General features: G+C 60.6%; 8 protein-coding genes. 7 read left to right on the top strand and 1 reads right to left on the bottom strand.

Going from position 1 to position 12038, the window contains the following annotated elements:
* Positions 1-8: 8 nt before the first annotated feature.
* From X742_RS1000000176095 to X742_RS143610, 4 genes are all read left to right on the top strand, one after another.
* Positions 9-3350, top strand: coding sequence for a Wzz/FepE/Etk N-terminal domain-containing protein (locus tag X742_RS1000000176095; protein ID WP_245275621.1), 3342 nt, complete (start codon positions 9-11; stop codon positions 3348-3350).
* Between the two features lie 327 nt (positions 3351-3677).
* Positions 3678-5798: a PQQ-binding-like beta-propeller repeat protein gene (locus X742_RS0138385; RefSeq protein WP_084569655.1), complete on the top strand. Its 2121-nt coding sequence runs from the start codon at positions 3678-3680 to the stop codon at positions 5796-5798.
* A 198-nt stretch (positions 5799-5996) separates the two neighbouring features.
* The gene (locus X742_RS143605; RefSeq protein ID WP_023774759.1) at positions 5997-7058 is read left to right on the top strand and encodes an NAD(P)-dependent oxidoreductase; all 1062 of its coding nucleotides are present in this window, start codon (positions 5997-5999) and stop codon (positions 7056-7058) included.
* 5 nt (positions 7059-7063) lie between these two features.
* A complete protein-coding gene (locus X742_RS143610; RefSeq protein WP_023774758.1) occupies positions 7064-8374 on the top strand; it encodes a DUF4910 domain-containing protein in 1311 nt (436 codons plus the stop codon).
* On the opposite strand, the gene rfbC is transcribed toward X742_RS143610, so the two are convergent.
* Positions 8369-8917: a dTDP-4-dehydrorhamnose 3,5-epimerase gene (rfbC, locus tag X742_RS143615; protein WP_023774757.1), complete on the bottom strand. Its 549-nt coding sequence runs from the start codon at positions 8915-8917 to the stop codon at positions 8369-8371. The two genes, X742_RS143610 and rfbC, sit on opposite strands and share 6 nt — an antisense overlap.
* A 315-nt stretch (positions 8918-9232) precedes the next feature.
* On the opposite strand from rfbC, the gene X742_RS143620 reads away from it, so the two are divergent.
* The 3 genes from X742_RS143620 to X742_RS143630 are packed head-to-tail and all read left to right on the top strand — an operon-like array spanning position 9233 to position 11990.
* Positions 9233-10528, top strand: coding sequence for a class I SAM-dependent methyltransferase (locus tag X742_RS143620; RefSeq protein ID WP_031248475.1), 1296 nt, complete (start codon positions 9233-9235; stop codon positions 10526-10528).
* Entirely contained in the window at positions 10525-11340 is an 816-nt protein-coding gene (locus X742_RS143625) for a sugar phosphate nucleotidyltransferase (RefSeq protein ID WP_023774755.1), read from the top strand. Before X742_RS143620 ends, X742_RS143625 begins: the two co-directional genes overlap by 4 nt.
* Positions 11337-11990, top strand: coding sequence for a PIG-L deacetylase family protein (locus tag X742_RS143630; RefSeq protein ID WP_023774754.1), 654 nt, complete (start codon positions 11337-11339; stop codon positions 11988-11990). Before X742_RS143625 ends, X742_RS143630 begins: the two co-directional genes overlap by 4 nt.
* Positions 11991-12038 lie beyond the last annotated feature (48 nt).

The following is a 12038-nucleotide window of genomic DNA, read 5'->3' as shown; positions in this document are numbered from 1 at the left end:
GCGCGGCGGTGCTGCTGCTGGCCTACTACTACCGGGCGCCTCTGATCGTAGGGCTTATCGCATCGCTGGCTTTCGGCTCAACGGCCCTGATGACGCTCAGTTCGCTGGGCGGATCGTCGCCGCTTATCTACACCTTCTTCGGCGCTCTTCTGCTGNCGGCCCTGATGACGCTCAGTTCGCTGGGCGGATCGTCGCCGCTTATCTACACCTTCTTCGGCGCTCTTCTGCTGATGGGGGTCGCCGCCAGGAGGCGGATCTGGCAGGACCTCGGCGATGTGTTCGGCAAGATCCGGCCCGTATGGGTTCTCATTGGTCTTATGTTTTATGCGGCGGCCGGAGCGTGGCTTTTCCCGCGCCTGTTCGCGGGACAGACCAGCGCGTTCGTCCAATCCACCACGCGCCACGGCGTCGTAGTAGAGGCCTCGCTCGGGCCGGTCTCGTCCAACATCTCGCAAACCGGATATTTCATTCTTGGCGGCCTCACGGCCATCGCCCTTTGCGTCCTGCTCCTCAACAAGGACAGGACAGACGAGATCCGGCGCGGTTTTTTCGTCTGGTGCGTCCTCCATGTGACCATGGGACTGCTCGATTTGGCGGGCAAGTTCGCGGGAGCCGGGGACCTTCTGCTGGTGATCCGGACCGCCACCTACGCGATGCTCACGGACCAGATCCAGTCGGGTTTCTTCCGCCTTGCCGGAGCGTATTCCGAAGCATCGGCCTTCGGCGGCGCGTCCCTGGCGTGCCTGTCGTTTTGCTACGTCTACTGGCGCAAGACAGGCTCTCGGCTGGCCAGCTGGCTGTCGGCGGCCATGCTGCTGCTGCTGCTGCTTTCCACGTCGTCGACGGCATATGTCGGCTTGGCCGCGCTGAGCCTTCCCGTTGCCTTTTCCCTCGCACGTTCGTTTCTGGCCGGTCGTGTCACTGCCGATGAAATCCTGATCGTCGCGCTCCTGACGATCGGGGTCTGCGCGGTGATGGCGATCATCGTCTACGATGAACGGATCCTCGATCCGGTCATCGACCTCATCGACTCGACCATCATCAGCAAGGGCAGCACGGACTCCGGTCACGAACGGACTTACTGGAACGTCAAGAGCCTCCAGTCCTTCGCCGACACCAGCGGCCTGGGCGTCGGGTTCGGCAGCTCGCGCGCTTCCAGCTGGCCGATTGCCGTCGTCTCGCAGCTCGGCTTCGTCGGCAGCCTGATGATGGCGACGCTCCTGGGCGTGCTGATCCGTGGACTGGGAGGACTGAGGCCTTACGTCGATCGCGAAACGGATGCGGTGGTATCGTCCGTCCGAGCATGCGCCCTGGCAGGAATCGTCGCCGCCTCCATTTCGGGCGGGAGCGCGGATCCCGGCATCGTTTTCTTCATCGCACTCGCCGTCGTCGCGTCAGCCAGGGCGCTCGCCCGCAGGAACAGGCATGCCCGCGAACGGTCGTTGCAGGGATACCAATCCCCGGAACTGATCGATGATCCGGCTGTCGCCAGACATGCGGCGATATCCGGGCAGTGGCCGCCCGCGTCCGGCTGGGAGAATCCCATCGACCGCGAATTCATCGGCCTTTCTGACATTACCGGCTTCCTGAAGCTGTACGCGCGCTCCATCACGGGTTGCCTGGCGGCAGGCATCCTCGCGGCGGGGTTCTACGTCGTGACCACGGACCCGACCTACACGGCGAGCACCCAGATCCTCATCGAGCCGAACCTCGCCAAGCTGCTCCAGCAGCAGCCGCGCGAAGCCATCGTGTCCCTGGATACAGCGCAGATCGAAAGTCGGATCGCCCTCATGAGGTCGGAAAGGACCGCGATGATGGTCATCGACTCACTCAACCTGCGGGACGACGCGACGTTCAATCGGCCGCAAAGTCTTACCTTGGCCGAACGATTTGACCAATTCGGCGCGCTTGTGCTGAAAACGCTGGGCTTGCGGACAAGAGCGGCTGCCGGTGGGTCTGAATCCGCCGGCGATGGACAACCGCTTTCGGGCAGCGCCGACGGCACGGCGTCCGAGATCGCGGAATTCAGGCGCACCCGCCATACGATGCAGGCCTTTCAGAACGGACTCGACATCCGTCAGCTGGGTGGCTCCTACGCGATCGAAATCTCCTTCAGTTCCCACGACCCCGAATTGTCGGCCAGGGTAGCCAACGCCATCGCGAACGCCCTCGTGCTCGAACAGCTAGGGACCAAGGGAGCGGTGGCCCATGAGGATGGCGCGTGGCTCGATAAACGTCTCGAGGAATTGCGGAGCCAAATGAACAACGCCACGCAGATCGCCCAGGAGTTCCGCGCCCGGCACGACTACAGCGTCGGCAGACCGTCGGGCGACGCGGCGGTCCAGGACAAGGCGATGGAGAATGCGGGCGGCGAGATGCATGAGTCTACGCTCGAAGAACTCGATCTTACCGCGGACATCTACCGCAAGATGTACCGCGACTTCTTGCAGGCGCACACCAGTTCGCTCAACCAGGAAACATATCCGATTGCCGACCTGCGGGTAATCACGCCTGCTTCGCCATCGCCGTCAGCCAGCCATCCGCGACGTTCGCTGATGCTGGCTTTCGGCGCTCTCTTCGGCATCATGGTCGGAGTGGCCCAAGCCTTCATCCGGAACATGTTCGACAAGACCATTCGTTCGCCGCGGCAAGTCCGTGAGGGGCTTGGGCTGGAATGCATGGGCGAGTTGCCGCCGTTCGGACGGAGAGGACGTGGCGGCCGAACGGACGAGGTGACGAATTCTCCATATTCGCCCCTCAGCCACAGCCTCAGACGGGTCAAGACCGCGATCAGCCTCGCCGGCGGCGCCCGTCCCATGAAATGGCTGGGCATCACATCGACGGCGGAGGACGAGGACAAATGCTTGACGGCGATCAACCTCGCTTCGCTCTACTCGATGTCCGGCAAGCGCGTGCTGCTCCTCGATGCGAACTCCTCTCGTCCGGATCTGACCAGGATGCTGCTGACGGCTTTGCCTGCCGCTGGCGAGCGGGCGGCAGGCCCCATCACGTCGAGCATAGTGTCTGTGCCGAACCGGAAGTTCGATCTGCTTCCATGCTTGTCTTCGAGCGCCGGTGAACTGCTTGTCCCGCAGGCGATGCACGGCGCCCTCGCCGAATTGCAATCGTACGATATTGTCATCGTGGTCCTCCCCTCGTTCGCTTCGGGATCTTCCAAATTGGCGGTCAACCCGGTTCTCGATGGCATCATCCTGGTCGCCGGATGGGGCAGAACCTCCATGGACGTGCTGAAGGACCTCGTGCGGTCGATGCGTGCGGGCAGGGCACCGATAGCCGGCGTGTTGATCACCGGGGCTCCCGCAGGGTCTCGAAAGCATCTCGCCGCCTAGGGATTGCCCTCGGCAAGCCGGCTTTTCCTGCGCGAACTACCACTCTTGTTGCGTGGATCGGCAATGCGGCTAGGAGCCCATTCGTAGGGCTTAGGGATGAGTCTTCGTGCGGCTACTCCTTTTGCATTTCTTGCGGGCGGGCCCCGCTTGCTGGGAAAGTCCCTTGACATGCACCATCCGTCGACCAACCATATCGGGACGATAAGGGTGTCTGTCCTTGACTCCTGTCGGTGGCTGACAGGAAAGGGGTCTCGATGTGACCGCTTCGCTCGCGTGATAACAAGCACGACAGTAAATGCGCGGCAGACAGGAAAAATGCCAAGATAGATGGCACATCCCGCCAAGAGAAGATGGAAGTTACGATTTTTTTACGCTGCGATGATTTCTGTTTTCATCGCAGTGGTGGGTGGATTTGTATTATACAATAATATGCACAAGCCCGAAGATGAGGCGAAAAGTACAAAGATATGGCATTCACTAACCTGGAGAGTCCAGCTCTATACGCGTAAGGTGTTTGGGGGAGTTCCGGACTTGTCCTGGTCGGAGCTTCTTCAGATGACGAACCCTTCGAGCGGGTTCGTTTTGACCACGACGGTGACGGAAGGGCGCTCCCTGGATGCCGCCGTCAGCAATCCTTTTGTCAGTGCGGAGGATCGCGCCAGCGGCGCCGATATATTTCGCAGGAACTGCGCGGCCTGCCACGATGGATCGGGGACACACGCTCCGCTTCTCGACCGGCCACTCAGACACGGCGACAGCGACCTGGCCATCTACAAGGTCGTGCGCGACGGTATTCCCGCAACCTCCATGGCGTCTCACGCCGATCTGCCGTTCGACGACCGTTGGAAGGTCGTAAGCTATATCAGATCGCTCCAGGCCAGGACTTCGGCCACGAGCGACGACAACGCGCCCCATCTTGATATCCGCGTGAAGGGCGACGATCTGATTGCTCCGAATTCGGGCCAATGGTTGACCTATTCGGGTTCGCTGGACGGTCGGCGCTATTCGCCGCTCTCCGAAATCACAAAGGACAATGTGCCCCGGCTTCGTGTCCGCTGGATCAGCCAGCTCGACACCGATGACCGTGTTCTAGAGGCGACGCCGCTTGTCATCGGCGGAGCGCTCTTCACCAGCGTGCCTCCTGCCGGCATCGTTGCCTTCGACACCATATCGGGCAAGGTGATCTGGAAGTACGACAGGCCTTTGCCCGATAATCTGCCGATGTGCTGCGGCAGGGTAAACAGAGGCGTTGCCGTTCTCGGCAGCACGCTCTTCCTGGGCACTTTGGACGGCGTCCTCGTCGCGGTGGATGCCAACACGGGCAAGGAGGTGTGGGAAGCCCAGGTAGCCAAGCCCTCCGAAGGTCTCACGATGACCGGGGCGCCTCTGGCCACAAGCAATGCCGTCGTGGTCGGCGTTGCCGGCGGCGAGTTCGGCATTCGCGGATTTCTGGCGGCCTACGATCCCGCGAGCGGCAAGCAGCTGTGGAAATTCAACACCATCCCCGGTCCTGGCGAACCGGGGCACGAGACGTGGAAGAACGACGCCTGGCAAACCGGCGGCGGCCCGACATGGGTGACGGGTAGCTACGATCCATCGCTCGATCTCGTGTACTGGGGCGTGGGCAACCCGGGCCCGGACTATAATGGCGACGTACGCCCCGGCGACAACCTGTACACCAATAGCGCGGTCGCGCTGCATGCGGACACCGGCAAGCTCGCATGGCACTTCCAGTTCACGCCCCATGACGAACACGACTGGGACTCGAACCAGACGCCTATCCTTACCGATCTCACCATCAACGGCGCCAAACGCAAGGTGATTTGCTGGGCAAACAGGAACGGATTCTACTATGTGCTCGACAGGGTCACCGGGGAATTCCTGACCGGCGTAAACTTCGTGGAGCAGAATTGGGCCGATGGCATGGATCACGCGGGGCGGCCGGTCCTGTCGGCGGGCGCTTCGACCCAGGGGCGCCTCATACGGCCGGGCGGCGGAGGAACGAACTGGCAAAATCCGGCCTTCGACCAAGGCCGAGGGCTGGTCTTCGTGCCGACGACCGAAGGGGCATCGATTTTTACGAAAACCGATCCGGACAATGTCCAACGAGGGGAGGGGGGGCTGTTTGTCGCAAGCGGGGCCGCGTGGGTTTCTCCGCCGGTGCGGGCCGTGCGTGCGCTCGATGCTGCGACTGGCGAGAGGAAATGGGAATTCCGCTCCCCCACGGCAAAGGACTCAGGTTACGGCGGCCTGCTGGCGACCGCCGGCGGGCTGGTTTTCGGCGCCTCCGGAGGGGTGCTGTTCGCGCTCGACTCCGCCTCCGGCCAGGAGCTTTGGCGCGTGCCGCTTGGCGGAGAGACGAGAGCCGCTCCGATCTCGTTCACCGTGGACGGCCGGCAGGCCATCGCGATCGAGGCCGGCCGCGCGCTGTTCGTCTTCGGACCGTAGGACTCGAGCTCCAAAAACACGGTTTCGGCGGTCCCTGAGACAACATCCGAAAGGATTAGGCGCGCACCAACCGAATGACCTATTCGGCGGCAGGGCCTCGTCCAACAGGGCATTCCGACCGCCTATTGGCGTTCTCGCCCAGCTCTTTGAGCCTCGGTAGGCTCTGCACCATCACTATCTGCTTGAGGAAGATGCGCGATGAAAGTCATGGTAACCGGCCATCAAGGCTATATCGGATCGGTGATGGTGCCGATGCTGCTTCGTGCCGGGCATTCGGTGATGGGCTATGACAGCGATCTCTACCGGCGCTGCACCTTTGCCGCTGGGGGCGAGCGGGCTTCAATTCCATCCATCCAAAAGGATGTCAGGGACGTGCATGCGCGCGACCTCGAAGGGTTCGATGCCGTCATCCACCTTGCGGCCCTTTCCAATGACCCGCTGTCCGACCTTGATCCGGACATCACCTACGAAATCAACCATAAGGGCAGCGTCCGCTTTGCGAAGGCGGCCAAGGACGCCGGCGTGTCGCGCTTCCTGTTCGCCTCGTCGTGCAGCAATTACGGACAGGCAGGCGACGGGATGGTCGATGAAACTGGCGAACTGAATCCGGTCACGCCCTATGGTTGGTCGAAGGTCCTTTCAGAACGGGATATTTCCGAACTGGCCAGCAGCAGCTTTTCTCCCACCTATTTCCGCCCCGCCACGGCCTATGGGCTCTCGCCGCGGCTCCGTTTCGACATCGTATTGAACAATCTGGTCGCGTGGGCGGTCACCAAAGGCGTCATCCTCCTGAAGTCCGATGGAACACCGTGGCGACCGATTGTCCATATCGAGGACATTTCCAGGGCATTCATTGCCGGGCTGGAGGCGCCCCGCGAGGCCATTCACAATCAAGCCTTTAACGTGGGACGAACCGACCACAATTACAGGATCCGGGACATCGCCGAGATCGTCGCCGAGATCGTGCCCGATTGCCGGCTTGAACTCGCGCCCGACGCCGGGCCCGACAAACGCTCCTATCGGGTCAACTTCGACAAGATCGCGCTTGCCCTGCCTGCCTTCAGGCCACAATGGGATGCGCGCAAGGGTGCCGAGCAACTCTACCAGGCATACCGGAAGTCGAATGTCACGCTGGATGAATTCGAGGGGCCGCGCTTCCAGCGCATCGGTCACATCAGGCATCTGTTGACCAGCGGACTTCTGGACGAGCGGATGCGGGTTGCTGGAGTATCCAAGCCATTGGAGGAGGCGCTCGGATAAGCTGGATGGAACACCTGAACCCCGCCGGGATCGGCCCGCCGGCAACCGGAGTCGGTCACGAAATTTATGCCCTGGCCGAACGTCTGTTTCCTATCTGCCGGAGCATCACCGGAAACGGCGTGCGAGCAACGCTGGATGTCCTTTCGCAGCATATCGAGCTGCAACGGCACGAAGTGCCCACCGGGACGCAGCTGTTCGACTGGACCGTTCCAAAGGAATGGAACATACGCTCTGCAACCATCACAGGCCCGGACGGACAGACGGTCCTCGATTTTGCGGATTCCAACCTGCACGTCGTCAACTACAGCTTGCCGTTCAAGGGCATCCTGCCGCTCGCCGAGCTGAGGCCGCACATTCATACTCTGCCCGAACAGCCGCAGCTGATCCCCTACCGCACCAGCTATTACGCCCCGACCTGGGGCTTCTGCGCAGCCCATGTGCGTGTGGCCGACCTGCCCGACGGTTTCTACCGTGTGGAGATCGACGCCGAGCTCGAGGACGGCACTCTCACATACGGCGAATACTTGCACCGCGGGCAGAGCGAGCGGGAATTCCTCCTCTCGGCGCACATTTGCCATCCCTCACTTGCCAACGACAACTGTTCGGGCTTGGCGCTGCTGGCAATGCTGGCGAGAAGTCTTAAGGCAAGGAAGACACGATACAGCTACCGCTTCCTATTCGCTCCCGGCACGATCGGCGCGCTCGCGTGGTTGTCGCGCAACGAGGACCGTACATGTCTCATCGACCACGGTCTCGTGCTGTCATGCGTTGGTGATTCAGGAGACCCGGCATACAAGCGCAGCCGCCGTGGGGACGCCTTTATTGACCGAGCCATGTCCCACGTGCTGGGGCGTCGAGCCGGGGCAAAGCTGATGGATTTCTCCCCCTACGGTTATGACGAACGGCAATATTGTTCGCCGGGCTTCAATCTTCCGGTCGGCATGTTCCAGCGAAGCGTCCACGGCACATTTCCCGAATACCACACCTCGGCCGACAATCTTGACTTCATCAGGCCAGAGCATCTCGAGGATTCCTTCCGCATCTTGATGGAGGTGATCGACATTGTCGAAGAGGACTGGACGCCGTTGAACCGCTTGCCCAAGGGCGAGCCGCAGCTCGGCAAACGCGGCCTTTATGCAGCCGTGGGAGGGCAGAAGTCGTCGGGCGCGACGTCGATGTCCCTGCTTTGGGTGCTGAACCTCGCCGACGGGCAGCATTCGCTTCTGGCCATTGCGGAGCGCTCGAACCTGCCCTTCAAGGAACTGGCCGCCGCTGCCAAACTGCTGTTAGAACATGAGCTCCTGGTAGCCTTATGAGGCCGTTGCGGTTCGCCGTCTGATAAGGGGCCAGCTTTTGTCCCTTTCCGACATGGCCGTCGGCATCAAGGGCCATCCGATGGACAAGGTGGGGTCATTGTAATGAACGCCGGTCGAAGCGTTGGGCGTATAGAACTGTGATATGAGATACGAGACCTCGGTGCCGTCGGTTAGGGTCTGGAGGCCGTGGGCGAACCCGGCAGGGATATAGAGCTGCTTCATGTTTTCGGAAGTCAGCTCGAAACCGAGCCATTTGTAGCGCGTCGACGAATTCGGGCGCAGGTCCACGACGACATCAAAAATCGCGCCGCGGACACAGGAGACCAGCTTGACCTCTGCGTAAGGCTCCTCCTGGTAGTGCAGCCCCCTAAGAGTTCCCTTTTTGATCGAATGAGCCCGGCTGTGCTGGACAAAGCGCGTCGCCAGACCACAATCGGCCATCTCCTTCTCACAGAAAAGGCGGGTGAAAGAGCCACGGTCGTCAAGCATGGGAGTAGGCTCGATTACCCAGACCCCTTGAAGCTCGGTTTCGGTAAACTGCATGGGTTGACTCCCCGGCGCCGAGTGAGACTGCCGCCTCAATTGTCAGCGTCGCCAGCCCACGCTGTAAGGGCTACCTAAGCCTTAGCTGGCCTCTCCGATAGCGGTACGTGCGGACGACAGCTGACTACCCGTTCGGCGAGCCTGGTATCGGCATCGCCGCCGCCGGCTCGCTATAAGGATTAATGCACCCGACGGATTGGCAAATCGAACCGGAGAGGGCCGGATCTTAACCTGTCATCTGTCTACGGAGGCGCGGCAGACATGGGTTCTGCGTAGCGCCTGCGTCTCCGTTAGACGGCGGATAGGAGCGGGGAAATGAACATTCAGCCTATCGAAACCGTTCGCGGTCACAATGCGGCAAGCCGGAATGTCGGTTGCAGGCTCTGCGGGTCGCGCCTGCGCCACACATTGGTCGATCTAGGCATGTCTCCACCTTGCGAAAGCTTCCTGCAGGCCGAGCAGCTTGACCAAATGGAAGCTTACTATCCTCTCAACGTGCTTGTCTGCGACGCCTGCTACCTGGTGCAGCTCAAGGAGTATCTGAGCCCCGAGACCATTTTCAGCGAATATGCCTACTTCTCTTCGTTCTCCTCCAGCTGGGTGGCTCATTCGAAAGTGTATTGCGAGGCCATCACCAGACGGCTTGGACTTGGCCGTGACAGTCTTGCGGTCGAGCTCGCTAGCAACGATGGTTACCTGCTGCAGCACTTTCTGCCGCTGGGCGTTCCTGTACTGGGCGTCGAACCGGCCGCCAATGTTGCGCGCGCCGCGATCGAGAAAGGTGTACCCACCCGGGTCGACTTCTTCGGGGTTCGGTTGGCAAGTCAGATGATGAGCGAAGGACATTGCGCCGACCTCATCATTGGCAACAACGTCCTGGCGCAGGTGCCGGACCTTAATGACTTCGTCGCCGGGATGAAAATCCTGCTCAAACCTCAGGGGGTGGTCACGCTCGAGTTTCCACATATCGAGCGGCTGATGGCGGAGAATCAGTTCGACACCATTTATCATGAGCACTTTTCATATTTCTCGCTGCTGACGATCGAACTGATGGCGGCGCGCCACGGATTGCGGCTGATCGACGTCGAGGAGTTGCCCACCCACGGCGGCTCGCTGCGTGTCTATCTCGCCCATGAGGGCAGTCGCTGGGGCGTGGATGACAGCGTGGGCAAACTTCTCGCCCGAGAAAAACGCCACGGGCTGACGGAGATGATTACCTATGCCTCCTTCGGTCACAAAGCGCAGCGTGCCAAGCGCGACCTCTTGGCGTTCCTTATCTCGGCCAAGAACGAAGGGAAGAAGATTTGTGGCTACGGCGCTCCAGGTAAGGGCAACACGCTGCTCAATTACTGCGCCATCGGCACCGACTTCCTCGACTTCACGGTCGACCGTAATCCTTACAAGCATGGTCGCTTCACACCGGGGATGCATATCCCGATCAAATCCGTCGAGGCCATCGACGAAGCCCGGCCAGATTACATCCTCATCCTTCCGTGGAACCTGAAGGACGAGATCATCGAACAGATGCGCCATGTCGCCTCCTGGGGTGCAAGGTTTGTGGTCCCAATTCCTTTTGTGGCGGTGATCGATCCATCGGAGTTAGGCAGATGAAAGTTGTCCTCTTCTGCGGCGGTCGCGGAACCCGGATCCGCGACTATTCCGACAGTATACCCAAGCCGATGATCCCGCTTGGCCACCAGCCGATCCTGCGCCACGTGATGCAGTGGTACAGCGATTATGGACATGATGAATTCGTCTTGTGCCTGGGCTACAAAGCCAATGTCATCAAGGATTTCTTCCTCAACACACGGCCGCAGACCTTTTCCGATTGCGTGGTCACGCAGGGAGGTCAAGACGTGAAACTGCTCGGCGACCAGGTCAAGGACTGGAGCATTACCCTGCTTGATACCGGGGTCTGGCGCAATATCGGCGAACGCCTCTGGGCGGCAAGGGACCAGGTAAAGAACGAGAAGATGTTCCTGGCCAACTACTCCGATGGTCTGACCAACGTCGATCTCGACGACGTGGTGGCGAAATTTGAAGCCAGCGGCAAGATCGGTTGTTTTCTCGCGGTGCGCGCACCACTGACATACCATTTGGCCGATATCGCGGAAGACGGTCGCGTGCGTGAGTTCCGCACAACCGATACCTCGGAGATCTGGATCAACGGCGGCTACTTCCTGTTCCGCCCGCAAATCTTCGACTATATGCGCGATGGCGAGGAGCTCGTTCTGGAACCTTTCAGGCGACTGATCGACGACAACATGCTCATGGCGTACAAACATGATGGCTTCTGGCGGTCGATGGATACGCTGCGCGATTGGCAATCGCTCGAAGACATGGTCGAACGGGGCGACATGCCCTGGAATAGAAAGGTTACCGCCGAAAAAACCAGACGCGGTCTGGTAATGGCCGCTTCGTGAGAGGGCTTGGCCTCGCACGTGGCGGGGAGGAACTCTCGATCCTCTGCCTTGGCGCCCATTCGGATGACATCGAGATCGGCGCCGGCGGCACTATCCTTGGTCTGATCGCGTCGGGGGTGAAACTGGACGTCCACTGGTGTGTGCTGAGCGCCGGCGGCCAGCGGGCGGTCGAGGCCCGCGCCTCGGCCGAAGCGTTCCTGAAAGGATCGAAGTCGTCCGTAATCGACATCGCGGATTTCGAAGACAGCTATTTCCCGGCCCATAGCCGAGCGATAAAGCAGCGGTTGATAGATCTAAGATCTCGCGTCCATCCCGACCTGGTGCTGACCCATGCTAGGTTCGATGCCCATCAAGACCACCGGGAGGTCAATCAACTGACCTGGAATGTTTTTCGCGATCATCTTGTGATCGAATACGAAATTCCCAAATGGGATGGAGATCTTTGCCAGCCAAATGCCTACGTGCCGCTCTCTGCTGCAGTGCTGGAACGCAAGATCGAGCTCCTGCAACAGCACTTCGGCACGCAGCGCTCCAAGGACTGGTTCGACCGCGACACATTCGCGGGGCTGGCGAGATTGCGCGGGATGGAGTGCAGGGCGCCGGAACATTTCGCCGAGGCGTTTACACTCAGAAAAGCCAGACTTCTTTAGCGGATTTCCGTCCCGATTTGCTTGAGGGCTTGTCTGAGCCAAGGGGGC

The sequence above is a fragment of the Mesorhizobium sp. LNHC229A00 genome, from assembly GCF_000502415.1.
Classification (GTDB): Bacteria; Pseudomonadota; Alphaproteobacteria; order Rhizobiales; family Rhizobiaceae; genus Mesorhizobium.
The sequence above is the reverse complement of the archived record's forward strand: the minus strand, read 5'-3'. Positions and strand labels throughout refer to the sequence as shown.

What these genes read in the sequence shown, in the direction of transcription:
- X742_RS143605 (WP_023774759.1), top strand. Translation starts at nt 5,997, where the DNA reads ATGAAAGTCATGGTAACCGGCCATCAAGGCTATATCGGATCGGTGATG.
- X742_RS143620 (WP_031248475.1), top strand. Translation starts at nt 9,233, where the DNA reads ATGAACATTCAGCCTATCGAAACCGTTCGCGGTCACAATGCGGCAAGC.
- X742_RS143610 (WP_023774758.1), top strand. Translation starts at nt 7,064, where the DNA reads ATGGAACACCTGAACCCCGCCGGGATCGGCCCGCCGGCAACCGGAGTC.
- X742_RS0138385 (WP_084569655.1), top strand. Translation starts at nt 3,678, where the DNA reads ATGGCACATCCCGCCAAGAGAAGATGGAAGTTACGATTTTTTTACGCT.
- X742_RS143625 (WP_023774755.1), top strand. Translation starts at nt 10,525, where the DNA reads ATGAAAGTTGTCCTCTTCTGCGGCGGTCGCGGAACCCGGATCCGCGAC.
- rfbC (WP_023774757.1), bottom strand. Translation starts at nt 8,917, where the DNA reads ATGCAGTTTACCGAAACCGAGCTTCAAGGGGTCTGGGTAATCGAGCCT.